16 protein-coding genes are annotated in these 25702 nt (G+C 56.5%); 12 read left to right on the forward strand and 4 right to left on the reverse strand.

Annotated features, from left to right (window positions below):
* The first annotated feature begins 116 nt into the window (after window positions 1-116).
* Complete coding sequence (locus THTE_RS08175) at window positions 117-1592, forward strand: beta-galactosidase (RefSeq protein WP_095414968.1); 1476 nt, start codon at window positions 117-119, stop codon at window positions 1590-1592.
* A 76-nt stretch (window positions 1593-1668) separates the two neighbouring features.
* Here the strand turns inward: THTE_RS08175 and THTE_RS08180 are convergent, their stop codons facing one another.
* Window positions 1669-2196 (reverse strand): NUDIX hydrolase, encoded by a 528-nt coding sequence (locus THTE_RS08180; RefSeq protein ID WP_095414969.1) that lies wholly within the window; start codon window positions 2194-2196, stop codon window positions 1669-1671.
* A gap of 209 nt (window positions 2197-2405) precedes the next feature.
* The gene (locus tag THTE_RS08185) at window positions 2406-3719 is read right to left on the reverse strand and encodes a Gfo/Idh/MocA family protein (protein ID WP_095414970.1); all 1314 of its coding nucleotides are present in this window, start codon (window positions 3717-3719) and stop codon (window positions 2406-2408) included.
* A gap of 352 nt (window positions 3720-4071) precedes the next feature.
* On the opposite strand from THTE_RS08185, the gene THTE_RS08190 reads away from it, so the two are divergent.
* The 7 genes from THTE_RS08190 to THTE_RS08230 all read left to right on the forward strand — a co-directional run bounded on the left by THTE_RS08190 (window position 4072) and on the right by THTE_RS08230 (window position 15794).
* Window positions 4072-5523: a neutral/alkaline non-lysosomal ceramidase N-terminal domain-containing protein gene (locus THTE_RS08190; protein WP_095414971.1), complete on the forward strand. Its 1452-nt coding sequence runs from the start codon at window positions 4072-4074 to the stop codon at window positions 5521-5523.
* A 132-nt stretch (window positions 5524-5655) separates the two neighbouring features.
* Entirely contained in the window at window positions 5656-6615 is a 960-nt protein-coding gene (locus THTE_RS08195; protein ID WP_095414972.1) for a ComEC/Rec2 family competence protein, read from the forward strand.
* Window positions 6616-7073: 458 nt separating this feature from the next.
* A complete protein-coding gene (locus tag THTE_RS08205; RefSeq protein WP_095414974.1) occupies window positions 7074-7772 on the forward strand; it encodes a hemerythrin domain-containing protein in 699 nt (232 codons plus the stop codon).
* A 519-nt stretch (window positions 7773-8291) separates the two neighbouring features.
* Window positions 8292-9605: a hypothetical protein gene (locus tag THTE_RS08215; protein ID WP_095414976.1), complete on the forward strand. Its 1314-nt coding sequence runs from the start codon at window positions 8292-8294 to the stop codon at window positions 9603-9605.
* A gap of 95 nt (window positions 9606-9700) precedes the next feature.
* A complete protein-coding gene (locus THTE_RS08220; protein WP_095414977.1) occupies window positions 9701-11896 on the forward strand; it encodes a GAP1-N2 domain-containing protein in 2196 nt (731 codons plus the stop codon).
* Between the two features lie 44 nt (window positions 11897-11940).
* Entirely contained in the window at window positions 11941-14847 is a 2907-nt protein-coding gene (locus tag THTE_RS08225) for a hypothetical protein (RefSeq protein WP_095414978.1), read from the forward strand.
* Between the two features lie 74 nt (window positions 14848-14921).
* Complete coding sequence (locus THTE_RS08230; protein ID WP_095414979.1) at window positions 14922-15794, forward strand: DUF4339 domain-containing protein; 873 nt, start codon at window positions 14922-14924, stop codon at window positions 15792-15794.
* Between the two features lie 97 nt (window positions 15795-15891).
* On the opposite strand, the gene THTE_RS08235 is transcribed toward THTE_RS08230, so the two are convergent.
* Window positions 15892-17556 carry a glycosyl hydrolase gene (locus tag THTE_RS08235; protein ID WP_168175813.1) on the reverse strand — a complete coding sequence of 555 codons (1665 nt, stop codon included), beginning with the start codon at window positions 17554-17556 and terminating at the stop codon, window positions 15892-15894.
* A 547-nt stretch (window positions 17557-18103) separates the two neighbouring features.
* On the opposite strand from THTE_RS08235, the gene THTE_RS08245 reads away from it, so the two are divergent.
* The 3 genes from THTE_RS08245 (at window position 18104) to mtnA (ending at window position 21166) form a co-directional block, all read left to right on the forward strand.
* Entirely contained in the window at window positions 18104-19360 is a 1257-nt protein-coding gene (locus THTE_RS08245) for a beta-ketoacyl-[acyl-carrier-protein] synthase family protein (protein ID WP_168175814.1), read from the forward strand.
* Between the two features lie 121 nt (window positions 19361-19481).
* Window positions 19482-19988 carry a 5-(carboxyamino)imidazole ribonucleotide mutase gene (purE, locus tag THTE_RS08250; protein ID WP_095414983.1) on the forward strand — a complete coding sequence of 169 codons (507 nt, stop codon included), beginning with the start codon at window positions 19482-19484 and terminating at the stop codon, window positions 19986-19988.
* A gap of 86 nt (window positions 19989-20074) precedes the next feature.
* Window positions 20075-21166 (forward strand): S-methyl-5-thioribose-1-phosphate isomerase, encoded by a 1092-nt coding sequence (gene mtnA, locus THTE_RS08255; RefSeq protein ID WP_095414984.1) that lies wholly within the window; start codon window positions 20075-20077, stop codon window positions 21164-21166.
* A gap of 60 nt (window positions 21167-21226) precedes the next feature.
* On the opposite strand, the gene malQ is transcribed toward mtnA, so the two are convergent.
* Complete coding sequence (gene malQ / locus THTE_RS08260; RefSeq protein ID WP_095414985.1) at window positions 21227-22837, reverse strand: 4-alpha-glucanotransferase; 1611 nt, start codon at window positions 22835-22837, stop codon at window positions 21227-21229.
* Window positions 22838-23574: 737 nt separating this feature from the next.
* On the opposite strand from malQ, the gene THTE_RS08265 reads away from it, so the two are divergent.
* Complete coding sequence (locus THTE_RS08265) at window positions 23575-25437, forward strand: SLC13 family permease (protein ID WP_095414986.1); 1863 nt, start codon at window positions 23575-23577, stop codon at window positions 25435-25437.
* The last annotated feature ends 265 nt before the right edge of the window (window positions 25438-25702 follow it).

Here is a 25702-nt window from a genome sequence, read left to right on the forward strand (position 1 = left end):
CGATAGCGACTTCTGTTCTGAGTTCGCGCTTCCAGTACAATAGGACTCGACAAGCGTAAGCATGGCGAGGCTGGGAGCAATTGTTCAAGACACACCTGTAACGGAGGCGTGATTCGATGAGCCAGCGTGACGTGAAGCAATCATGGAACCGTTTGAAGTATTGCCTCATAGGTGCCTTCACACTGGTGATGTGGTTCAGTTCCGGCACACCGGCCTTCCCGGAAAATACGTCGTCACTCAAAAAAATTCGGGTTGATGGGGAGCGGCGGTGTTTTGTGACCGAAGATGGTAAAATCTTCGTTCCGTTCGGCGTGAATTATTTCCGGCCCGGCACCGGTTGGGCTCCGCAGGTCTGGAAGAAATTCGATGCGGCGGCTGTCCGTGAGGATTTCCGCCGCATGAAAGAGTTTGGCGTCAATTGCGTGCGAGTTTTTCTTACCTTTGATTCCTTTTACCGCGAGCCAGGACGGCTTGAGACATTTGGTTTAGAGCGGTGGGAAGAGTTCCTCGCCATCGCCGAGGAATATGGGATCTATGTTCACCCCACCGGGCCGGACCACTGGGAAGGCCTTCCAGCCTGGGCCCGAAAAGACACGATTTCAAATCCGGAGTCGGTTGCGGCGCTTGTCGAATTTTGGAAGCTGTTCGCAGGCCGATATCGCGGACGGCCCGTCATCTTTGCCTACGATTTGCGCAACGAACCGAGCGTGCCATGGGAAAACTCGGAACTTTCACGTCGGTGGGCTGACTTTTTGCATCGAAAATACGGTTCACCTCAAGGGCTGGCAAAAGCCTGGGGAGTCGAGATCACCGAACAGGCCTGGCTCACGCCGCAGGTTCCATCGCTGGACGGTCCACGGCAGGCGATCCTCGATTATCAAAATCTTCGCGAGGAGGTGGCCGACGAATGGACACGGCGCCAGGCTGAGGCGATTAAGAGCGTCGATCAGCAGGCATTGGTGACGGTGGGTCTGATTCAATGGAGCGTGCCGGTGCTGTTGCCAGACTTGCGAAGCTATTCCGCGTTTCGGCCCAGCCGTCAGGCACAGTTGCTGGATTTTCTGGAAGTGCATTTTTATCCACTTGCACGCGGCTTCTATGAGTATCAGAGTGAGGAAGATCGGTTGGCCAATTTGGCCTATGCCGAATCGGTGGTTCGGGAGGTTGCGCGACCGGGGAAGCCCGTTGTGGTGGCCGAGTTCGGCTGGTACGGGGGCGGCAAGCTGACAATCAACAATGGACGGCATCCACCCGCGAGCGAGGAACAACAGGCAACCTGGTGCGCTGAGTTGATCGGTGTTACACGCGGGCTGGCATGTGGGTGGCTGAATTGGGGACTTTACGACCATCCGGAAGCGCGGGACGTCACGCAGTTGACCGGTCTGTTCCGAGTTGATGGAACGCCGAAAGCCTGGGCCCGTAAGTTTCACGAATTAAGCGCGAATATTGCGTCCTCCTGCTGCGTAAAGTGGGCAGAGTGGGAACAGAATCACCCCCGACCGGCGTTTGATTTTGACCGTGCTATCTCCGACCGCAATTATGCCCCCGCGTTCTGCCAAGAATATTTGAAACGCTTCCGCACGACGAAATAACTGTTGAAAAGAAAAGGAAGTTTTGGCAAAGACCTCTTGCCAAGGAGAAGATTTTCCGTGGGTGCGTCGTTGTGATTCAGCCAATGAATTGAGCCTGCGAGAAAAAAACGAGCAGTGCGATAATAGATTTGGCATCGCAAATAAGTCCTTCCCGGAGGGCCGTCTTACACTGTTCCACTGTGGCGATTTCGACACGAAGATCCTCATCCGGTTCCAAATGGGGTGAACCGGGAATAAGATCCCGGGCAAAAAAGAGGGTCATTCGCTCATTGGTTATTCCTGGCGAAACGTAAAACTCAAGGACCTCCTGCCAGATCCTTGCCGAGTATCCCGTTTCCTCGCTGAGTTCGCGTATGGCAGCCGCCTGCGGATGCTCGCCGGGGCGCCGTGTGCCGGCCGGGATCTCGAGCAATTCCCTGTTTATCGCCCAGCGTCGATTTCGCACGAGGACAATCCGCTCATCATCTAAAATCGGCAGAATCGCGACCGCCCCAGGGTGATTCACATAGTAAAGAGATTGTGCGGGTGCCTGCGAAGCTGTTCTTCGCACGATCTGAAACTTCGGTGCTTCAAAAACGATGTCTCCGTCGCTCCAAACGTCCATGAGGCTCTCCGAATGATCGATAGATAAAAGGGGCGACTACGCGAACGATTATTATCGCTTGACACTTCAGGACTATTTTAGAGCGCTGACCGCCACCCGGCATGGCTATTGTCGAAAAACATAAGGCCCCTGCGGGGCGGCAACCCTTCTGGTCCAGCGCTCCCAGCAAGCGCTAACCGGCAAAAAGTTGAATATTAAAAAGCGATTGTTCAGGCAAATTTTGTAATACCCGGAATTGCCGTGGGATAGATGCCATCCGGACCCGGTTTGACAGGTGGATCAATGTCAAAACCATACCGCGGGAGGCTGAACGAACGGGTGGACTGCATGGCTTCTTCCCACGTAATCAATTGGCCCGTATAACACACCATCTGTGCCAAAATACCCAGCATGGTGCTTGTGAACATATAATCGCCATTGTTAATGGGTTTGCCTGCACGAATAGAATCAAACATTTCCTTATGTTCGACGTCATACATGCTAACTTTGGGACCTGTGTACTGCCATTCCACGGCCCCTTCGATACGCGGCTTACTGGGTAAATAGCAGCGTCCCTTGGTGCCGAAGATAATGTCGGAAGTTTCATTGTAACAGCCGGGAATATCGCGGCAGTATCCGAACACGCGCACGCCATTGTCATATTCGAATACGACCGCGTGGTGATCGAACTGGTCGCCATATTTGGGGTCAAGACAGGCCTGTCGGCCACCCAGCCCCCACGCCCGCAGGGGCGGCTTATCGCGAAGGGCCCAGGAAGCTTTGTCCAAGCTGTGAATAAGTTGCTGGCTGGTCTGATCCCCCGATAGCCAATTGAAGTGATACCAGTTCTTAAACTGGTAGTACGCTTCACTCCAGCCGGGCTCACGTGGTCGGACGACATAAGGAGTTGTGATGTAGGTTTCCTGAATGGCCACGATCTCACCAATAACCCCGTCCAGAACGCGTTTCATTGCTTCGCGAACACCGTAGTCGTAACGCCAGCAGAGCCCTGAAACCACAGCCAGATTCTTTTTCTTGGCTTCCTCGCAGGCGGCCATGGCCATTTTGAGACCGGGGACATCGATGGCGTGTGGCTTTTCACAGAAGACATGCTTGCCGGCGTCCACGGCCGCCTTGAGCATCACAGGATGAAAATGGGAGGCGGCGGCAATGATGACAACATCCACATCGGAAGCGATCACTCTTTGGTAGGCATCGAAGCCCACAAAGCAGTGGTCATCATCCACCTGAACCTGGTCCGGATACAAGCTTTTCAAACGTTCCCGCGCACCACGAAGGTGGTCCTCGAAGATATCCGCCATGGCGACCAGTTTGATATCCTTGCCCGCATTCATGGCATTAGCCGCTGCACCGGAGCCGCGTCCACCGCAACCGATCAGACCGACGCGGAAGCCCTCCCTCCCCTCGGCGTGGGCAAATCTTTCGATGGAGATCACGCTCGTCGCTGCTGCCAGGATTCCGGCCTGCTTGAGAAATTCTCTTCGGGACGTGTTTTGTACGGCCAAGGGTTTGTCGCCTGCCATGATCGTTCTCCTCTCTGCGTGGGACTCAAGATGACTCACTTTGAACTGTGCGTCATTGTAAGCTGGGCTGTTGGAAAATCATACCACCATCGTTTCAAGAAAGTGAGGGTCCAGAGGTTGCCAAGGAAATATGGACCGGGGGACATGTTCTCGGAATGTTCAAAGTCCGCGTCTAAGATGAGGAACTCAACAGTTTAACAAACAGGAAGCCGCATCTGTCGAAGTTGCTCGAAAGTTTTCGTACAATACCGGTCGGATCACCGGGGATAGCCGTGTCCCGGACAGAAGCCGGGTAAGTTTTCAATAACCATCCAACCGGCCGAGGTCATTCTGGAAGGGAAAGGGAAAAGACATGATCAAAAACCAAATGTGGTGGCTAGCTGTGGCCGTGTGTCTGCTTCTGGCTTCGGGTTTGCCGAGGGCTTGGGCCGTGGAACTGTGGGTGGGTTCAGCCACCGTTGATATCACACCTCCGCGGCCGGTGGCACTGGAGGGACAATTTCACACGCGAGTCGCGAATCGGGTTGAAACACCTCTGGTTGCGGCAGCGCTGGTGCTGGAATCCCGCGAGAACGGCCAAATGAAGGATCACGCTGTCATGGTGTCTTGCGACCTGGTCGGAATACCGGAGGCGGTCCTTCAAAAAGTGCGAGAGCGGATATCACAAGCTATTCCGCAGATTTCTCCAGAAAAGATCATCCTCAGTGCGACCCACACCCACACGGCACCGGTGGTGACGGAGGGAAAGTACGTCATTCCCGATCACGGCGTCATGACGGTTTCTGAATACGTGGCCTTTTTGGTGGATCGGGTCGCTGAGGCTGTGAAAACGGCCTGGCAAAACCGCCAGGTTGCGCAGCTCGGCTATGGTTTTGGCTATGCGGTGGTGGGACACAATCGGCGGGCGGTTTATGCAGACGGGCATGCCGTCATGTACGGCCGTACAGATGTACCAGACTTTCGCCACCTGGAAAGTGGAACTGATCCGGCGGTGCAAGTTTTGTTCTTTACGGATCGATCCGGAACGTTACTGACCATGGCGATTGAGGTGGCCTGCCCGTCACAGGAGGTTGAAGGTCAATCCACCGTCCACGCAGATTTCTGGCATTTCGTACGGCAAGAGATTTGGCGCCAGTTCGGCCGAAAGGTTGACATCCTGGCGTGGTGCGGGGCAGCGGGAGACCTGTCACCCCATCTCATGTTGCGGAAGGCTGCCGAGGAACGCATGCTGCGGCTGCGTGGCCTCGATTCGCTCCAGGAAATTGCTCGTCGCATCAGCGAGACGGTGATGGATGTTTATAATGTGGCACGGCAGGAGCTTTATCCCGAGGTGCCATTTGAGCACAGGGTATTGAACCTGGACCTGCCGCTGCGCGTGGTGACCGACGAAGAAGCGCGGACGGCGCGGGAAGAGGCTGCCAAGCTCGCTGATAATCCTGCCCTCCGCATGAAGATGCTGTGGCATCAACGCGTCGCCGAACGATACGAGAAACAACAACAGATTGCCCGTGACCAGTGGACAAACTCGTACGAGATTCATGTGTTGCGGATCGGGGATGTTGCTATTGCTACCAATCCCTTTGAACTTTTCGTGGACTTTGGTCTGCAAATTCAGGCCAGAAGCAAAGCCACACAAACGTTCGTGATTCAGCTTGCCGGCGCGGGAACGTATTTGGCGACGGATCGCGCCGTGGCGGGGGGTGGTTACAGTGCCGTCGTGGAGAGCACGGAAGTGAGCCCGGAAGGCGGACAGATTCTGGTGGACCGAACCGTCGAAGCAATCAATGCTCTTTTCGGACAGTGAGGTGTGCCTTGCGAGTCGTAACATGTTCGTTGATGCAGAGGGATTGCGCCAGAAAAGGAACATTTCGGCAAAATACTTGTTGCTGACAGGTGAGGTTACAACAAACTTGACTGCATTGCAAAAGGGTGATGTATGAAGTTCCAACCATCGACATCGTTCTTGCAAAAAGCATCCGCGGCAATTGGGATTTCCTTCGCGTTCCTATTTGGTCTGACTGTTTCCGGTGAGGATCGGGATCAAAAACCCCTCACGCTGACTGTGATCGAGTTGAAGCAGCATGGTCTGGCGATGCTGCTGGAGACTCCGGAAGGTCGGCATTACCTTATTGATACCGGGGGTGGTGGAGACCGGGATACCGTGGCGGCATGCCTCACCGAGCATCATGTGCAACAAATAGAGGGACTCGTGATTTCTCACCCGCACGGCGATCATCAGGGCGGTGTCCCGGCCGTTTTCGATCGCTGGCCGGTGAAAGAGTTGATCGTTTCCCCGTTTGTCCGCAAAGTTCCTGAAAAGCTCAAGACATCCGAGACGGAGTTCTCGCTGGGTCTACAGAAGTTGGCCGAGCAAAAGGGTGCTCGCGTCAGGGAAGTGTCCCAGGGAAGTGGTCTTGAGTGGGGAGCCGATGTGCATGTGGAAGTCCTTTGGCCGCCCGAAGAGCCCTTTTTGACTGCGAATCCCCGGCCGCACGGAACCTACAACAACAATTCACTTGTCTTGAGGGTGCAGTACAAGGACGCGGTATTCCTGCTTCCAGGAGATCTCGGTAACGAAGCGGCGGCCGTGCTGGTGAGAGAATCTCCTGCAAAGCTCAAAGCCCACGTGGTCGTTGTGCCCCATCACGGATTTTTTGGTAATGCCGATTTTGCCAAGGCGGTTCAGGCACAGGTGGCGATCGCTTCATGCATCGTTGACTACCTGGATCATCCCACGCGAAACGTCCCGGGGATTCATGCTGTTGATCTATTTGCACCGGTGGGGACTGGCGTGTATGTCACGCCGTGGCATGGGACGGTGACCGTGTCGACGGATGGAAAATATCTGGCTGTTGAGGCGAGAAAGAACGTCGAACTCGCACCGCTTTCCAATTGAAGTAGAGAGTCAGCGGCTCGCTGGTGCAATCCAAAAGGCCCAAGTCGGGGGATCTGTGCAACCCAATTCTTGACGGTGTCCTGTCGCCCATACCCGGTTTCGTGGGATGGCAAGGTCGGCGACGTTGCTGCGGTCTTTTCAAGCGGCAACCATGTCGAGTGACTCGTTGTGGTTTGCAGGGTGGCGCGTTCTTCACAGCGATCGGGTTGCCATGGTGCAAGTCATTCACTTGTCCGAACTGCTAGAATTCTTGTCGACGTGGGAAGTCGGAGATTCTCCTGCAGTTGAGATTGAAATGGCTTTTTGATGCTGTCAAGCTAACGGTGGCGGAAATCGGCCACTTCGCCGCCAACGTCGCCAACCAGAGGGACTGGGTACCACAGAAGAGTGCGTCGTCGGCAGCCGTGGAAGGAACGCTACCTGTTTGCTCCATCGCGATCCAGGAAAGGAGGTTGGCCATGTCTCGAAGTCGTCGGCAATTCCTTAGTCAAACGGCCGGTCTGGGATTGGTGATTGTTTGTGGGAAGACGGCCGTGAGTGCAGCGGAATCCGGGGAAGACTTGGAAGAGTCGCCGGTACCTGCCGGCGAAGATCTCATGCGCGAGCATGGAGTTCTTAATCGCATCTTGTTGATCTACGAGGCGGCTTTAGCGCGGCTGCCTCAAGCCGGGGAAGACGTCGCGGAGGTCGTGCACGAAGCGGGGACGATTGTCCGGAGTTTCGTGGAGGACTACCATGCCAAACTGGAAGAGAATTACATTTTCCCCGTTCTCGAAAAACATCAACGGTTGACGGATGTCGTGGCTGTGTTGCGTGAACAGCATGCTGTAGGGCGAAAAGTAACAGACAGAATTCTGAAAGTCACTGAAGCGCCTGCCTGGCGGCAGTCGGAGAACCGGCGCAGCTTTGCGAGAGCGTGTCGTGCCTTCATACGAATGTATCGCCCGCACGAATCGCGAGAAGATACGGAGGTCTTTCCGGCTCTTCACCACATCTTGTCTGCCAAGGAACTTGCTGAATTGGGAGAACGATTTGAAGAGGAGGAAGAACGACTGTTCGGGAGCGGCGGCTTCGAAAAGGTGGTTGCCCGGGTGGGCAAGTTGGAAGCCCGAGTGGGAATCAACGATTTGCGGCAGTTTACAGCGCAACTTGATTAGAGCGGGACGTTGTGTCCTGCGGACTGCGGGGAAGTGAAAACAAAACGGAGCGAGACCCCAGTTTTATCTCGGCATGCCACCTGCTACTAAAAATGCAGCGGGCGCTGCGGTTGGTCGTCGGGCAAAGCACTGACCAAGCCGCAAAAAAAGGTCATAGGGCTCTACGGGGCGTCAGAGGAGTTGCACTCCGGCTCGGCCGGGGATAATCTTGTTGCAGGATGCTGGCAAACCGGAATCATTCGCTCCGAGGGGCGTGCTTTTCATGGTGCTTGACAGTTTGCGGGCAGATCGGAACGGCAAATCGGGATTGCGGGATAGACGTGCCCGATGGCCCTGGCTCGCTTTTTCCATACCCCTGGCGAATTTCGCCCATATTTTGGGGATAATACGAAAAAGGGGTGCACGATGCGTCGTTTTCGTCGCCTGTTGGTTCTCCTGGCCCATGGCGACCTGGCCCCGCGGCGCTCCTGTTTGGCAATCAGCTGGCATGGCGTATTGAGGAAATGGGGAAACTTGTAAATGAGCAACCGAATGCTGGATGAGCAGGACTTGCTGGGACCCTTGTTGTCCAAGATCACCTGCCCCCACTGCTGGCACGTTTTTCAGCCTGCGGACACCCTTTGGATTTCGGAACATCCCGATCTTTTGGGCGATCGGCTGCTCGGCCCTCACGTTCCCCAACGATTTCTCCCTAATCGTTTCACTCTTCAGGGTAAAGCTTTGGACAGCCGGGGCATGCCTACTTCGCGACTTGCCTGTCCCCATTGTCACCTGGAAATCCCGCGTGGCATTTTTCATTTGCGGCCGGTGTTTTTTTCCCTGTTGGGAGCTCCAGCCTCGGGAAAGTCCTATTTTCTTACGACGATGATTTGGCGTTTACGGAAACTTCTTCCAGAGAAATTCGGACTGGCTCTCACCGATCTCGACGCCATCCATAATCATCGGCTGCAGGAGTACGAGAATACTCTCTTCCTCAATCGTGATGGTCAGACACCCGTGGAGCTTCCGAAAACCGAAACCACCGGCGACCTCTATAACCTCGTTATGCTCGGGGGTGCACCTGTTCAGTATATAAAACCCTTTTTGTTTTCTATTCAGCCGGTGGGAAAACACCCGCGGGCCAATTTGGGGCTTCGTGGAGGCCGGGCGTTGGTGGTGTATGACAATGCAGGCGAAAGTTTTCTTCCAGGTGCGGATTCCGCGAGAAGCCCGGTCACGCGTCACCTGGCGCTCTCGGCTGCCTGGTTTTTCGTGTTCGACCCCACCCAGGATTTACGATTTCGGCGGGAAGTCAGTCGCATTTCCGACGATCCGCAGGTCCGAATGGACCTCGATCGGCCTGCACGAGAGGTTCCCTACCGTCAGGACGTGATTCTTCGCGAAGCTTGGGAGAGGGTGCTGCGACATCACGAAGCACCCCTTCGCAGGGGCATGCCGCCACTCGTCGTCATCGTGGCCAAGGCAGACTGTTGGGGGCCGCTACTCCCCTGCTGGCCGCTTCCAGAACCGTATCGCATGACAGCTAAAGGGGTTGCAGGAGTGAGTATCGAACGCATCGTGGAGGTCTCCAGTGCCGTACGGTCCTTGATGGAGCAGTACGTGCCGGAAATTGTGGCTGCCGCCGAGACACTGAGCAGGGACGTCATTTACATTCCCGTCAGTGCGACCGGTTGCTCTCCGGAGACTAACGAACGGGGCGAGATCATTGGATTTCTTCCGAGCAAGATTCAGCCCATCTGGGTGGAAACACCCATTCTGTATACGCTCGTGCGATGGATGCCTGGCTTGGTAGGGCGGCTCGTCGGAAGCACTTCTCGGGGGGCTGCCGGATGAGGTGGCACACTTCGGCAAAACCATGCTGGGAAACACGACGCCTGATGCCATGACAGGGAGAAAGTCGGTGAAACACTGAGCGGAGAATCTTGACAATGGCCTGGGAACTCGTGATCACGTCGGCACCCAAGGGGCTAAAGCCCGGCTCAAGCGGTTTTTGCCCGGTGTTGGCTACGCGGGGAATTCCGCCGAATCTTTTGGACCGTCTCGAAGCCCTGAGCGGCTATCGACACCAGGAGATTGGAAGCGGAACGGGGCGTAACCCGGTGGTCTGGAGCCACACGATTGTCCGGCTGGGAACGGAGACCTATCACGTGCTCTCGCGCGTGGCGGACGCTGGGCGGGATTACTCTGGGCGATCCAATAAAGTCGCTCATCATGTGGTGCTGAAACCGGGGGAGTGTCCGCCCGGCGGACCGGCTGCCCTGCTCATGTGCCCGGGGGTGATGCGCGATCACTGGGACGGCCAGGTGGGTTGGTTGGACCGCGAAGTTTCCATTCCTTCAATAACGGCCCAGCCTCAGCCTTGCCTTTCTTGGGCCAAGACATGGGGAGATTCGGGATGGGGCGGAGTTCTCGCTTTTCGGGCGCTTTCACGCCCCGACGATCTGCTCCATTTTATCTATCCTGACGATGTTCCCATGCTCCGGCTTTTCGCTGAGTCACTCGCGCTGTTGCCCGAGGCATTCCGCTGGCGAGTGACTTTCACCACGTATGACTTGGGGCTGGCTGACGTGGCGATTTGCCGATGGCGGGCATGCCCCGCCAGTTCGCCTCAGGCCATTGCCTGGCGAAAAGCCCGTGGTCTGGAAATCTGGGACCTCACAAAGCCGCGAGGGCAGGCTCCTTCGGATGGGGCGGCTCTGGCTGGGCGAGAAGGATGGATCCTCCAGCCCTCTGGGGAACGCGATGGGGGTTCCACATCCCGCGCGGCAACCTCCGACCAGGCGAGAGGCCTTCAGACCGCATCCGCAGGCGCAACAGTTCAACCGCCCGACCTGCCTCCCGTATTGGCCCCTCCGGACAGCGGTGTGTTTCCGCTTGCCGAACGCCAGGGCCCCCCGCCCCTCACTGGTTTCCCGTCGAACAGAGTACCATCGAATCGAGGAAATAAAAGAGGGTTTTGGCTGGGATTCGCAGCCGGTATGGCGTGTATGCTGGTGCTGTCTATCGGAACAGTACTGGGGATCTCGTTCACCCCGGCGGGTAAGGTGCTCAGTGGTATTCCAGGGCTCATTGCGTCTAAGTTCAGCAGCCGAGGAGGTTTCGGCGGAAAAGCAAGTGATCAAGCCGAGAACGCCCCTGAGCCCGGAGAAAAGCCGCCGGCCGCGGGGAACCCTCCCCAAGCTGCTCCCGAAAAGCGGCAACAAATGGCGGGCGGTAAGACGGCTCCATCACCCGATGGCCGACGGACAGAAGGCAGCCCTTCTGATAATAAGGGGAAAGTGTCCGAAAGACCAAACTCGCAAACCGACGGCAAAAATGAGGAAGTTCGCGATAAGAATTCCTCGGCGGCGCCCGGAACTTCGGCTCCAGATAAGCGGAATTCTGCCAGCGAACAACCGCAAGGGCCTTCGGAGTCGAAACCGGAGAAACCGCCCGCACAGCCTGAAAAAGATTCGTCGGCCAATACCACGTTACCCCCTGCCCCGTCATCTGAGACGTCGCAAACCCCAAGAACACCAGTCGCCGACGGCAAACGAGAGAGGGAATTCAACGGCGATCCGAACGAAGCACGCCTGCTCACAAAGCTGGTAGGTGGCCCTGTTAACTCAGTTGAATTGCATGTCGAACCACGCACACATTCGTCCGAGGTGAGCAACGAGCTCGTGGTGGTGCCTGTCGCCCCTCGGCTCGATAGTCGACCCTCTACTGAGTCGCGTATTCGGCTCTATGTCGTGCAGTACTCGGATCGAAATAAGGTGCCGGATGCAGATGTTTTCTATATTCCACCTGACGGTTGGCCCAAGCGGTTTCGACTTGGTTTGAAGGACCAAAAAGAGGTTCCGGCTGTCCCGGGAGGGATTGCCCTTCAGTTGAAAACCGAACACGGCTGGGAAGGAAATATTCCGGAGTACCGGTATCGACGCAGTGATAAAACTCTCGTGATTCTGACCATTGAGGGAAAGGGCAACGGTGTAACCATTCAGACAAAGCCTCCCGATGATGCGAAAGAAGAACTGCGTGAACCGATTCCGGCGAAATTGGGTTTCTGGGTGGAAAAAGGTGCACAGTTGCCACGGCGGGTCTGGGTGACAATGGTGGAGCTGGAAATTTCCCAGTCGAAGTAGCTCGCTGGGAGAACTGGTGCTGATTGGACAATAAGGTGGGCCCGATGGATTACCAAGCGATTGCGGACAAGATTGAACTGGTTCTGGCGTCGCTCTCGAACGTTTCAGACGAGGAACTGCGCGACCTCGCAGAAACCTACGCGAGGGCCTGTCAGGAGGTCAATCAGCGTCTTCAGGACATCCATCATCTCATCAAGGCGGGTGAGCGAAGCGAGGCCATCCGCCGTGCCGATATCGCGCCTCGACTTCTCGATGCCGTCGATGCGTTGGATCTACCCGATCGCGACGCATGGGTGGATATTTGCACCTTGAAGCGACTTCCGCAACCGCCCGAACTTTTGACGCAGTACGTCGCGGAGCTCAATGAGGCATATGAGAGCGAACAGGGGCTGGCGGGGCTTTTGCGACAGCATCGGCTGCTAGCGCTTGCCCGCGCGCCGCTAGCCAAACGTGCGGCGGTGCTCAGACAGCTTGCGGAGGCCGAACCAGAAAACCCGATTTGGGTGGAGGACCTGCAAACACTGGAAAAATTCTGGCTGGATCAGATTTCCCAAGAGATTCAGGAATGCGTAAAGGCGGAGGACCTCTCAGCCCTGGAAGACATTCATAAGGAGCTTGAATCTGGACAGTGGCGCTGTGCTCCGCCAGCGTCCGTGATTTCCCAATGTCGTTCGGCCGTGGAAATGCTCCGCAACAAGGCTTTCCGTCGCGAGATGGAACATCTCGCCACGCTCATTCGTGAGGCCATGGAACGGCGAGATGTGTCTCGCGTGGAAGAACTGCTTCGCGTCTGGCAGGAGCGAGCTGCGACGGCTCCTCAATGGGTGGATTGGGACCTGCAAAACAAGGTGCAGCCTGCGATGCTCCTAGCCAAACAATTGGAGGCCGAACGACAGGCTGAGCGTCGCCGCCGACAGTTGTTCAACCAATTCCAGCAGATGCTCGTGAATCCACCTTCCCGAACGGAGCTGGAAAAGCAATATCTGGCACTCCAAGAGGCGGGGGTGACTCTGCCTCCGGATGTCGAGGAACGCTACGCGGCAGTCATCGATATGTACCGCCGCCGCGCGGCTTTGCGAAGAAATATCCTGCTCGTTGTTATGACGCTGGTCTTTATTGCGGCGGGCGTGATCGTGTGGAAAGTCCAGGCTCAAATCCAGACTAACCAGATCGCCGCGAACGCTGTGGCAGTGGTGGAAGCCTACATCGAAAGCAAACAGTTTGAGGAGGCGGAAAACTACCTAGCGGATCTCGAAGAAAAGCATCCCCAACTGCTGGAACGGCCCGAATTGATCGCCATCAAAACTCGTCTGCAAGAAGCCCATCAGGAAGAGAACTCTCGTCAAAAGAAACTCGCCGATCTTTTGATCATGGTTGAGCGTTCCCTGGAGAGCGTCCCTAATGCCCCTGCGCTCGATCAGGCCACCAGTCTCGCACGGACCCCGGAAGAAAAAGAGCGCGTGGCTGCCCTGAGAACGCAGGCTGAAAAGCGCTGGGCTGCGTTGCGTGCCGAAGCCGAAGAAGAGTTCCGTAAACGAATTAATCAGTTGGAGGAAGATCTCAATCAGATTGTCCACAGCAATAACCTCTCGGTGGAAGAGGAATTACACCAATTGTCACAGTTGGTCGAACGTGTCAACCGTTTGGAATCGGAAAACCGCGATAAGGGCCTATCGTTCGACAGGGAGTTAAATCAACTTCGTGACCGTGCCAGTGCGCGGCTTATGGAGGTGGCCAAGACGTCCAAAAGAGAAAGGGCCGTCCGTGAGTTGTGCTCGGCAGCCGCCCAGGGCACGCAGGCCTATCTGGCAGCCGTTCGAAAAATCGCGGCTGGTGCTGACTCGGTAGGTCTGACCGACCTCACGATGGTCGAAGCAGAGCTTCCACGGCTGGATGCGCTACCTGCATGGAATAATGCGGCAGCATTGTGGAATGATTCGCGAACCGTGTTATCGGCCCAGGCCCGCACAACCTTGCTCGAGCAGATCAACTCCCTCCAGGTCGAGCCGGTTGATGCTTTCCCGCTGAAAATGGAGGAGCGTCAGAGGCTGGAAGCGTATCTCACGATTATTTCCCAGCGCGATCAACTGGCTCTGACAATTGTCCCTGCCCTCAATGAGGAGTGGAAACAGCCCCTTATCAGCGATGCGTGGTTTGTCCAGTTGAAAAACGGGCGGCGGTACTACTCCCGGGAACAACCCGGCAGGCTTATCAAGGTGGTGCGGAGCCTAAAATCCGATAAAGATGAAGAATTGCCCATCGTACAAAGTATGGTGGAGTATCAAGGACGTGCTCCGCATACGGTGCTGTACAACCGCGTTGAAAAGGCCTTGGCGGACTGGAGTGCCAGATCCTGGGAGGCATCCGCCGACACGGTTTTATCCGAGATTATTCGTTTTTCACGCAAGGAGCCGCCCGAACTTCCCGAGCTTCCCCTCCTCTTTCACCTGTTTTGGGAGACACTAACTGTCGCCAAAAGTGGCGATGTGGGCTGGCAGGTTTTTTGGAACACGTGGCAGGATACGCTCCAAAAGCTGCGAGATCAATATCCTGCCAATTACGACTGGCCGCGTGTGGCCCAGGACAATAGCAGCAGAAACTTTGATGACCTGCGTGCATTTTTCAACAAACTGCCGTCGCCCGAAGAGGTTCTGAAACAGGTGGCCAGTACACGGCAGGAGTACCGTGGGATCCCCTGGCCGAGATTGGAATGGGTGGGCATCGTGATTGAGGATGACCAGCGGGTTTGGTATGTCCGTGGTATTCGCGGTGAAATCGTTCAGGATGGAGCACCACTCTTTATTCTTGAGGCCCCACCGGGTGGGAAGGGGCTTTTTTTACAGCGGATCGGGATGTGGCAGGGCCAGCGGGGAGTGGTCCAAAAAGCAGGCTCCTTGCGATTGTATAATGGACGGCCAGTCGTGGCGTTTGTGCCTCCGGCCCACAACTAAACCGCGCCGGCACGGAAAATACCAGGTGGTTTGCCAACCATTGTGCCAGTAGGCTGGTTTGGGAGAAGTCGTCGATGAGTTCATCTCCTCAGGACCTCCAGATCCACGTACGGTTTCGAGGAAACGTCTTCGGCCCCTTCACGCCGGATGAACTCCGTGATCTGATCCGTCGTGGTCGGTCAGCTTCCACCTGGCAAATATCCCTGGACAAACAGACCTGGCGTCCGATCACCGAACTGGAGGCTCTGATACGAAGTGCTTGTCTGCCCTTGCAGTTGGACACAGATGACCTCCCCGGAAGCATTGACGATGTGAGCGCACCTGTCGGGGTGCCGCTTTCTGTACCGGGACAACCGTCGAGTGGTCATGAAACTCAAGCCGGAACAATTTCCACGGGGGGCACGGCCGAAGCGCTTTGGTACTATGCGGACGGTGAACAGCGAGTGGGGCCTGTTCCAGAGAGCCGCGTTATTGCCCTGATTCGGGAGGGCGTGCTCAAACCGAGTACGCTCGTTTGGACGGTGAACATGGAAACCTGGCGGCCGGTATCGGAAACCCGGCTCAGAAGAGCGCTTCCAGAAGTGGTCACCGTCAATCGACAGCCGGGCCCCAGCTTTGCCAGAGAAACGGCTGCACCGCCGTTGCTGCCCATCCGGCGCATGTCGATGAGTTTGAATCGTGATCGTTTGGAGTTTGGACTCATCGCGCTGGCGTCTGTTGCTGGGGTGAGCATGGTATTGAAGCTCCTCCTGTTACCTGTCAGTGGTGGTGGTCTTCACCAGCTGGTCGAACTCACTGAATGTGGCGTGCTGGCGAGCCTGATTCTGGTCGCGCTCGCCGGTCGGGCGTGGCTGAAAGAAGCATTCGCCACAGAAACCGACCTGAATGATCTCACGCCACCAGATCTGCAGCACCAGACACAGGTTCCTCCTGACGTTCCGCCGTAGTCACGCCATCGTCTCTGGATCGCTTCGAGACTGAGTGAATCACAGCGGCGCCAAAGAGAGCTTTGACTGACCGCAAGGCGATCAAACCGGATTGCAATCAACGGGCTGGAATGGGGATCTCAATCTCGGCCAAGTCGTATCCGGCCCAGGTCTGATGAGCGGCTCGCTGATAGGCGTGGACTCTCACAGCTCGTGCGATCCGCGGCGCAAATCGGACCCGATGAGTGGCCTTCCATGGTTGCCACGGTAAATCTTCGAGTAGGCTCACCGTCTCCCACGATCGCTCGCTATCGTCCGGGGCCGATCTGCTGATTTCCACGGCAAACTTTGCCGGGTGGATTTTCCATCCCCAAATCAAATTCACCTGTGAAATCTCCACGGGAGAGCCAAGGTCCACCTCGATCCAGGCATCTTCGGCATCCTTGGCTGCATGCCATCCCGAATAATAACTTCCGTCAACCGCCGCCTCGGGATTCGTGCCGGAAGAGGCACGCACAGACCGACTCCGTGCAGCGTTGCGAACCCCCACGGCAATGTGGATTCGGTTGGAGAGGTTTTGTTTGCCCGCGGCGTCGTAGGCCCGAGCAGTTAGCTCGAATGTGCCGTGCAGGTCGCCAGGCCAGGTCCACGAGAAATCTCGCGGGGGGTGGCGTATCTCAGCGACGACCTTGTCGTCCACCAAGAATTGAAGGAGATCCACCGGGCTACCTCTGCCAGCGACGAAGCCCTCGATGACCGGCACGGAGTTTGGAAACCACGCACCACCGTCGTCGGCGGGACGTAGAATTCCCAACTCAGGGGCGTAGCTGGCATCGTCAAAAAGGGGTAGTTCGTCCAGTGTTATGACCTGGGGATGACCCATCGTGAACCGGGCCCAATCCACCGAACGCCGCGGGTGCGGACATCCCCACCACGGTAGCGCGTAGAGCCAGCAGGGGGTCTTCCCGGCCACCATTTTATCAGGATTGGGGATCGCGTCACATTCACACAGGGCCAACGTTTTCCCGGGACAGATTTCTTCCATCGCGCGGAAGTAATCCCAATAGGGTGTTTCATCCTGCTGCAGATCAACTCCGTAGATGTCGATCCCCGCAATGTCGACGTACTGATCTCCGGGATAAAACCGGCGGCGCCATTCTGGTGGTTTCTTTTTCAGGTCGCCCACCCCGGCACTGTACACCCAGATGAGGTTGTTGAGCTTGCGCTCTTCAGTGAAGTAGCGAAACATCACACGCCATAGTTCTGCAGTGTTCTCGGGGTGCTGCAGATCCGTCCACCAGAACCAGCCGCCGTCGATTTCGTGGAGCGGCCGCCACAAAACAACGATGCCGGCCTGTTGAAGCTTTTCCAACACGTCCGCCGTTTTGGAAAGTTCTCTCATGAGGGTGTCGTGCTCGGGCGTTCCCGGCTTGAGAAGTTGGTCCAAGACGACAGGAGTTTTTCGCTCGCGGGTCCACGCTGAATCCCCGCCAAAAAACCAGTGCCAGTGGAGTGTCAAAATGTAACCGTGCCTCTGCACGTGGGCGATAACCTCATCTACATCTCCTAACCACTGGATGTCTCGGCCCCAAATGGCCGCGTGCCGCCCGGTCTGCTGGTAATCGTCCGGGGTGTGCGGATAAACGTTGTACCCGGCGAGGATTTGCTTGCCATAAATAGTGCGAAAATACAGGAGAAGCTGTTGCCCTTTTTGACAAAGATGCGGATTTGCGAATTCGCCTCCGGAGACGGTTCCCGCCAGGGCCACGGAACCGACCGCCATAAGGAGCCATCTCCGTAAGATGCACGTGCCAGACATGGTTGTCACCTCATTCGGGATTTTCGGGCGTCAATTTTGTTGCGATGATTTAGGCGTGGGCTGGTGTGAGGGCTTCAAAATTTGGCACTTAGCAGTGATGGCCTGCCCGCGTGGGTCATTGTGCCACGTCAATTCAAGCTTGGCAAGAATCTTTCCCCGGCCCATCCGCCTGTTTTTCAATGATGTGCAACTGGCCTAGAGATGAATGTCTTGTTGGGGACAAATGATGAATTGCTCCTACCCGAATGATTTGGCCGGGTTCCGAATCTTGCACGGGGGATCCATAACTCGCCACCAACGCATGACCTGGGATGAATCCGGAGTTCTCTTGTCGAAAAACAACTCCTCGGGTAGTATCACAGTTTTACGGGTGGCGAGAGGGACGCACCCCAGGTGCCATTTTGCGCTGGCGAGTGGGTTTTGCGGGCGGTGGGCCGGCATTTGCTGGTGCGCTCCATGGTTCTTTGTGGTGGCGAGAGTCGGGAATAGTCGCCTCAAAAAGATGAGCAATGTGCCAGAGGTCGTCATAACAGGTCTGGGAGTTGTCAGCCCGATCGGAACGGGATGTGACGAGTTTTGGCACTCTCTATCCGAAGGCCGATCAGGGATTCGGCGGATTCCGGCACTTAACGGGCAGCCTTTTCCGTTTGCAATTGGGGGGCAGATAGTCAACTTCGACGCCACCGATAAGATTCGTCCCCGCAAGGCGCTGAAGGTGATGAGCCGAGACATTCAGCTCGCCTTCGTGGCGGCTGATATGGCCCTGCAAGAGGCTGGAATTGCAGCGTCGGGTGTGTCGCCGGAGCGGTTCGGCATTGTATTTGGGGCAGACCTCATTCCGTGCGAACTGGACGAAATTGCCAATGCGATCCGTAGTTGCATGGTCGATGGCCGATTTGATTTTAGTTTGTGGGGAACGCGGGCACTCTCGGAGCTATATCCCCTCTGGCTTCTGAAATACCTTCCCAATATGCCCGCGTGCCACATTGGAATTGCGTACGATGCCCGCGGGCCAAATAATTCGCTGACTCTCGCAGAGGTTTCCAGCCTGGCTGCGATCACGGAGGCTGTGCGTGTGATCCAGCGGGGGGATGCCGACGTCATGGTGGCTGGAGGAACCGGCTGTCGGATTCATCCCGCAGTTTGGGTGAGAACCGGAGCGTATCAACTCTCCAGCCGCGTCGACCAGCCTGAACGGGCATGTCGGCCGTTCGATTTGGATCGTGACGGAATGGTGCACGGCGAGGGTGCCGGAGCGGTGGTACTCGAAAGCCGAAAGCACGCCGAGGCCCGTGGCGCACCAATTTTGGCAAGAGTCCTTGGATTTGCCTGTGCATTCGAGGCTCGGCGGCCTGATCAGCCCTGGTCTGGAGAAGCCATCAAAAGGGCGATCCGCGATGCGCTTCGGATGGCGGAGTTGAAACCGCACGATGTGGGGCACGTTAACGCCCACGGACTGTCCACAGTGGAAGATGACATCGCTGAAGCCCGCGCGATCCGCTCCGAACTTGGCGATGTAGCGGTGACAGCCCCAAAAAGTTTTTTTGGCAACCTTGCAGCGGGAACCGGGGCCGTGGAATTAGCAGTCTCTCTCCTGGCGTTCAGGCACGGACAGGTGCCCATCACGCTCAACTGTGAACGGCCTGATCCGCGGTGCCCCATCAACGTTGTCAATAAGGCGCCTGTGCCGGCAGCACCGCCGGTGGCCGTTGTCCTCAACCACTCACGCATCGGGCAGGCCGTGGCCCTGGTCGTTGCGGGGCCGTGAAGTGGCCAGCCAACATGTTCAGGCAAACGTGCGGCGCACTTGACGTCGGGGTATCATACTATATCCAGAGTAAAGTGTGCATAAGGATCGACGAAGCCTCAAGCGAAAGAGCGAGGAGACTATGAGTGCGCTGGTAGGAATCTTGATGGGAAGTGACAGCGATTGGCCACACGTCAAAGCGGCGGCCGATGTTCTGAAAGAGTTCGGGGTCCCATTCGAGGCCCACGTCATGAGTGCCCATCGCACGCCCGACAAAGTGGCCCAGTATGCTGCGCAGGCTGAATCGCGTGGGATCAAAGTCATTCTTGCGGCAGCAGGTGGGGCGGCGCACTTAGCCGGGGTCGTTGCGGCACATACCACACTTCCGGTTATTGGCATTCCAGTGCCCACCAATTTAGCTGGTGGGTTGGATTCGCTCCTGTCGATGGTCCAGATGCCGGGGGACATCCCGGTGGCTACCGTTGGAGTTGGGAGCGGCGGGCCGCGGAATGCGGGGCTTCTGGCCATTTCAGTCCTCGCACTTTCCGATTCGAAACTGGCAGAAAAGTTGAAAGATTTCCGAAAGCGACTGGTGGAAAAAGTTGCGGCGAGGGATCAGGCACTGCAGACCAAGATCAATGAGGAATGAGGAGCAAAAGGTGAGATCGCGCGGGCAGCCAGCGGCGGTGATACCAGTTTTGGATTTGAGGAAAGAGAGGCACCCCGGCTAGCGGTATGACAAAAGAAGTGGTCACGCTCGAGTGGATCGGTGACGTTGACGGGAGCCTACGGATATTGGATCAAACGCGGCTACCCCGGGAAGTAGTCTATCGGGAATGCCACGACGAACGCGCCGTTTGGGAAGCGATTAAGACGCTTCAGGTGCGTGGGGCTCCGGCCATCGGTATCGCCGCTGCCTACGGGGTGTGCTTGGGAATCAAATCTGCGCCTGATGACGAGCAAGCTTTTTTCCAGCGGCTGGACGAGGTCGCATCGTATCTTGCATCGTCTCGCCCTACGGCGGTCAACCTTTTTTGGGCGCTCGATCGCATGCGTCGCCGGGCGGAGACTCTTCGGGGACAGCCGCTGGACCTGATTCGCAAGGCATTGCTGGAAGAGGTACGTGCTATTCACGAAGAAGATCGTGCATTATGCCACGCGATCGGGCGATGGGGGGAAAGCCTTATCGAAGATAGATCAGGGATCTTGACGCACTGCAATGCCGGCGGCCTGGCTACCGCAGAGTATGGCACGGCCCTGGCTGTCATCTACGAGGCGGTTGCGAAAGGAAAACGCGTCCACGTCTTTGCCGATGAAACCCGTCCGCTTCTTCAGGGCGCACGGCTAACAGCGTGGGAGCTCAAGGCACACGGCATTCCGGTCACCCTGATTTGCGACAATATGGCAGCGGAAGTCATGAAGGAAGGAAAAGTGCAGGCAGTCATTGTCGGGGCGGACCGAATCGCTGCCAATGGGGATACCGCCAACAAAATTGGCACCTACGGTCTGGCTATTCTGGCTCGGTATCACCGCATTCCCTTCTATGTCGCTGCGCCCAGTTCGACATTTGATCTGCAGCTCTCGCATGGCGGGCTGATCCCGATCGAACAGCGCGATCCTCGAGAAGTCACGTCTCCGTTCGGAATTCCAATCGCTCCTGAAGGTATCGACGTTTACAATCCCGCTTTCGACGTGACACCGGCTGAGCTCATCACGGCGATCATCTGTGAGAAAGGCGTCATCCGGCCCGTTAACAAGGAGACCATTGCCGCAATATTGGGTCGGGCTCTCGCCGGCCCCGAGCGGGCACAGACCGTAGTGAAATAGTATTCGAAGTGAAGTAGTTTCCGAATGACTTGTTTTGGCCTGATCGAACTTCCCACTGGCTCATCGCGATTGTGGGGAAGATGCAGCGGCGGGTTGCGAGATTGCGATGCGACCTGTCTTTTCGGTGACTTGTCGAAGCCGTTCGGCCAGGGCCTTGGTGAGCGACGCTGGTGAAAACCGCCACCGCCAGTTGTTGGAGGGAGTTCCAGGGATGTTCATGCGCGCGTCTGAACCGAGTCCCAGAACATCCTGAAGAGGCACAATGGCAATCTCGGAGCGGGATTGAAAAGCCAGTTCGATCATATCCCAACTGATGCTGTCAGGCTCTGCACGGCAATATTGGCGGAGACGGGCCAGGAGCGCTGGGTCTCCCCTCACCTCATGCTGGAACCAACCCAAACTCGTGTCATTATCGTGGGTTCCCGAGTACATGACGGTGTCAGGGGCCACTTTATCGGGGAGAAATTGATCGACCTTCGCGGGGCCAAACGCAAATTGGAGCACAGCCATGCCCGGAAATCCGAACATTCTCCGAAGGGCGATAACGTCTGGTGTGATATGGCCGAGGTCTTCGGCGACGATCGGGAGGGTTCGCGTGTTGGCCGCGGTTTCTCGCCATGGGCCTTCCCAGGATTTGAGGAGGACTTCGAAGAAGTGGGCCCCCGGGCCTGGGACCCATTTTCCATGTTCCGCCGTCGGATGCCCGGCCGGGACAGACCAGTACGCTGCAAACCCCCTAAAATGGTCAACTCTTGCCAGGTCAACACGTTCGAAAACGGAGTGAAACCGTTCGATCCACCAGCGATAACCGTCCCGGCAGAGAATATCCCACCGATAAACGGGATTGCCCCACAACTGGCCCGTGGCATTGAAATAGTCGGGTGGAACACCGGCGACTTCAATCGGGCGGTAATCGTCATCGAGGAAAAAGTACTGCGGATGGGCCCAGACATCGGCACTGTGGTAAGACACGTAGATCGGCACATCTCCGAATATTTTTATGCCATGAGTGGCTGCGTAGCGGTGCAGGGCGTCCCACTGGCGGCAAAACAAAAACTGCACAAAACAGTGAAAGCGATAATTTTTCTGCAAAACCTCAGGGAGATCTTTGCCGAGAGGATCAAATTCTCCTCTCCGCAGCATTTCCAGGGGTATTCCGGGCGCCTTTAAGTGCCACTCCGCCCAGGGAATTCCGGGAAACATCTCTGCCAGCGACTGGTAAGCGGCGTAGACTTTGAGCCACCACGCCTCTTCACTGCAAAATCGGGCAAAGTGTTCCCACAAGGGGTGATTCCCCTCGGACCGGTCGAAACCGCTCATTGAAAAGGCGTGCTGGAGGAGTTTTCGTTTCGCATTCGCGACGGTCTGGTAATGTACGGGGCTATCGACGGCCGCGCGGGGAATTTCACCGTCATTCAAAGCGGAGAGGGGGAGCAACCCCTCTTCGACCAGCAGCTCGGGGGAGATGAGCAATTCGTTGCCGGCAAAGGCCGAGACCGAACTGTACGGTGAGCCGTAGCCGTCCACAGGACCAAGCGGGAGAATTTGCCAGTAACGCTGACCCGCCTCGACGAGCCAATCGATGAAGGCGTACGCGCTGGGACCAAGATCGCCGATGCCATACTGGCTGGGTAGCGATGTCGGATGCAGGAGGATGCCGCTTTCCCTCATAAAAAACCTTCACAATCCGTGCTGGAAGAATCGTCCTACAGTCGGCCCCGTCTCGTAGCGCGATGGTTTTTTTCCTGCCGAGCCGAGAATAACCGGCAGTGACGCTCGCCCATTGGTGACCGCTCTCTGCTGAAACGCACGTTCGGACCTTACGCTCATTGTAGGACAGTCAGGAAATTTCGACACCCTCTGGATTCTGCCGTCTGGCAAGATTTCGCAAATGCTCAACCGGGATTGTACGTGGCGCCCGGGCCGGAACGAATCAAGAATTAGCATTACGAATGGGAGTTTCGCGATTATCGCCACGTTGAGCCCAGACTGTAACGTCGGATGGCCGTTTTTCTCAACCCAGGTCACGCCAAAAGCTGGTTGCCGAAAAAGGAGCTGGGATTCCGCTTCGGGGACCGACTGGCCGTCGGAGGAACGTGCCGTTATAATTATTAAAGTGATCAATTAAGTGATTTATGTTTGCTGAACTGTCGTGAGTCGAAGGACTGGAAAAAGATCAGGGGAAAAGGAATGGTGCGGCGGGCCTTATCGCTTGATTAGAGGAAAGACGAAGTGCTATGACCGGCGGGGAAGTTATGATGAAGGTAAGTTTTCCAGTTGACCGGAGTGTGTTTCCGGAATCGGGTGAATGTACTGTGCGGGGTGAGACTTGAGCCAGCTGATTATCCGGACCGGAAGTACCATTTATGTCATCTAAACCAGAATTGATGGAACGGATGTGAACGGACATGCTCGAGTTTGGCGCCGCCATTAGCCTAATCGTTGTCGGGTTGATTTTTGTCCTGCTGGCGACCACTCGGCTTGCCCCGGATGTGGTCCTGATGGGGGGGCTAACGATCCTTTTGTTGACCGGCTGTGTCACCAGTCAGGAGGCCCTCCAGGGGTTCTCCAACGAAGGAATGATAACAATCGCGGTGCTTTTTGTGGTTGGGGCGGGACTTGTTGAAACGGGGGCGGTTTCCGCACTGGCCGATACCCTTTTCGGCCGCGCCAAATCGGTCACAGGGGCCATCGCACGGGTGATGATCCCCACGACAGCGCTCAGCGCGTTTATCAACAACACGCCGGTCGTCAGTATGCTGATTCCCGCAATCAACGACTGGGCAAGGCAAAACCGAATTCCCCCGTCCAAACTGCTGCTGCCGCTGAGTTACGCGGCCATTCTGGGGGGCACGTGCACTCTGATTGGCACGAGCACGAATTTGGTCGTCAACGGACTTCTCATTCGGGCTTATGACCAGGGCCAGTTAGCCTGGGCACCTCACGTGACGCGGGGACTAGGGATGTTCGATCCCACATGGGTGGGCCTACCTATAGCAGTGGCGGGAATCGCTTTTGTACTGATAAGCCATCGGTGGTTGCTACCGGCACGCGATCCGATCACACCGATCCGTGAGGATCCCAAGCAGTACACTACGGAGATGCTCGTGGAGCCAGGCAGTCCGTTGGTCGGCAAAACGATTGAAGAGGCGGGGTTGCGTCATCTGCCGGGACTTTATCTGGCCGAGATCAATCGGGATGGGCAGGTTCTTCCAGCGGTTTCTCCGCAGGAACGCCTGCGGGCGAACGACCGACTGATCTTTGTGGGAGTGGTGGAATCGGTCCGTGATCTTCAGCGGATTCGCGGTCTGGTGCCCGCCACGAATCAGGTGTTTAAACTCGACGCACCCCGTTCGCAGCGCTGCCTTATCGAGGCTGTCATCAGCGAACGCTGTCCAATCGTTGGAAAAAGCATTCGCGACGGCCGATTCCGCTCGCGGTATAACGCAGTGGTCATCGGGGTTGCTCGGGAGGGGGAACGCTTGCAAGGCAAAATTGGCGATATCGTTCTCCGCCGCGGCGATACGGTGTTGTTAGAAGCGCATCCCTCGTTTGTGGAAATCCATCGGCACAGTCGAGATTTTTATCTCATCAGCCGCCTGGAGGATTCCAAACCTCCACGTTTTGAGAAGTCAAAAACAGCTCTTCTGATCCTCGCGGCGATGGTGCTCGTGGTCACTGTGAGCGAGTCCTTTGGCGACCTGGGTTTGAAAATCGGGTCATGGGAGCTGGTCTTCGGAAAGATAACGATGCTGAAAGGGGCCCTTCTGGCGGCAGCCGCCATGCTGGCTTTTCAGTGCTGCACTTTAAGCGAAGCTCGACGGGCGATTGACTGGCAGGTTCTCGTGGCCATTGGAGCAGCTTTTGGTATCGGGACCGCCCTGGAACGCACTGGTGCAGCGGCCTTTGTCGCTCACCATCTCATTCACTGGGTGGGACAGAACCCGCGTTTAACGCTGTTGGCGATCCACGCTATCACATCGCTCACAACGGAATTGGTGACCAACAATGCAGCCGCTGCGCTGATGTTCCCTTTCGCACTCGCCACAGCCCAGGAGTTGCAGGTCAATCCTATGCCGTTCGTGATCAGCGTCCTCACGGCGGCCTCCGCATCATTTGCGACTCCTCTTGGCTATCAAACCAATTTGATGGTCTATGGACCCGGGGGCTATCGGTTCACGGACTACCTGAAGATTGGTATTCCCATGAACATACTCGTGACAGTGCTCACTGTTACACTCGCCCCGCTCATTTGGCCTTTTCACCGGTGATTCCTGATTTTTGAATCGCAAAGAGAGCGGCTTAAGTGGAGCATGGCGACACGTCCGCGGCAGAAACTTGATCCGTCAGTTCCCTGCAGCGCGGACGGGAATCCACTTCGGCGATGAAAGGGATGGATCGCTGGGTCATTCCCGATTTCGCGAGGACCTGTGAGACGCCAAAGTCCCGATGTTGTGCGGGGGCAATTCATGAATTGCCCCGTCGTTTCAATAGCAATTGAGCTGAGCAGACGGAATCGAGTCGGTGAGGTGGATC

Source organism: Thermogutta terrifontis, assembly GCF_002277955.1.
In the GTDB taxonomy this organism is placed as follows: domain Bacteria; phylum Planctomycetota; class Planctomycetia; order Pirellulales; family Thermoguttaceae; genus Thermogutta; species Thermogutta terrifontis.

Excerpts from the sequence above, each read along its gene's own strand:
- THTE_RS08175 (WP_095414968.1), top strand. The coding sequence starts at position 117 with ATGAGCCAGCGTGACGTGAAGCAATCATGGAACCGTTTGAAGTATTGC.
- THTE_RS08180 (WP_095414969.1), bottom strand. The coding sequence starts at position 2,196 with ATGGACGTTTGGAGCGACGGAGACATCGTTTTTGAAGCACCGAAGTTT.
- THTE_RS08185 (WP_095414970.1), bottom strand. The coding sequence starts at position 3,719 with ATGGCAGGCGACAAACCCTTGGCCGTACAAAACACGTCCCGAAGAGAA.
- THTE_RS08190 (WP_095414971.1), top strand. The coding sequence starts at position 4,072 with ATGATCAAAAACCAAATGTGGTGGCTAGCTGTGGCCGTGTGTCTGCTT.
- THTE_RS08195 (WP_095414972.1), top strand. The coding sequence starts at position 5,656 with ATGAAGTTCCAACCATCGACATCGTTCTTGCAAAAAGCATCCGCGGCA.
- THTE_RS08205 (WP_095414974.1), top strand. The coding sequence starts at position 7,074 with ATGTCTCGAAGTCGTCGGCAATTCCTTAGTCAAACGGCCGGTCTGGGA.
- THTE_RS08215 (WP_095414976.1), top strand. The coding sequence starts at position 8,292 with ATGAGCAACCGAATGCTGGATGAGCAGGACTTGCTGGGACCCTTGTTG.
- THTE_RS08220 (WP_095414977.1), top strand. The coding sequence starts at position 9,701 with ATGGCCTGGGAACTCGTGATCACGTCGGCACCCAAGGGGCTAAAGCCC.
- THTE_RS08225 (WP_095414978.1), top strand. The coding sequence starts at position 11,941 with ATGGATTACCAAGCGATTGCGGACAAGATTGAACTGGTTCTGGCGTCG.
- THTE_RS08230 (WP_095414979.1), top strand. The coding sequence starts at position 14,922 with ATGAGTTCATCTCCTCAGGACCTCCAGATCCACGTACGGTTTCGAGGA.
- THTE_RS08235 (WP_168175813.1), bottom strand. The coding sequence starts at position 17,556 with ATGGCGGTCGGTTCCGTGGCCCTGGCGGGAACCGTCTCCGGAGGCGAA.
- purE (WP_095414983.1), top strand. The coding sequence starts at position 19,482 with ATGAGTGCGCTGGTAGGAATCTTGATGGGAAGTGACAGCGATTGGCCA.
- mtnA (WP_095414984.1), top strand. The coding sequence starts at position 20,075 with ATGACAAAAGAAGTGGTCACGCTCGAGTGGATCGGTGACGTTGACGGG.
- malQ (WP_095414985.1), bottom strand. The coding sequence starts at position 22,837 with ATGAGGGAAAGCGGCATCCTCCTGCATCCGACATCGCTACCCAGCCAG.
- THTE_RS08265 (WP_095414986.1), top strand. The coding sequence starts at position 23,575 with ATGCTCGAGTTTGGCGCCGCCATTAGCCTAATCGTTGTCGGGTTGATT.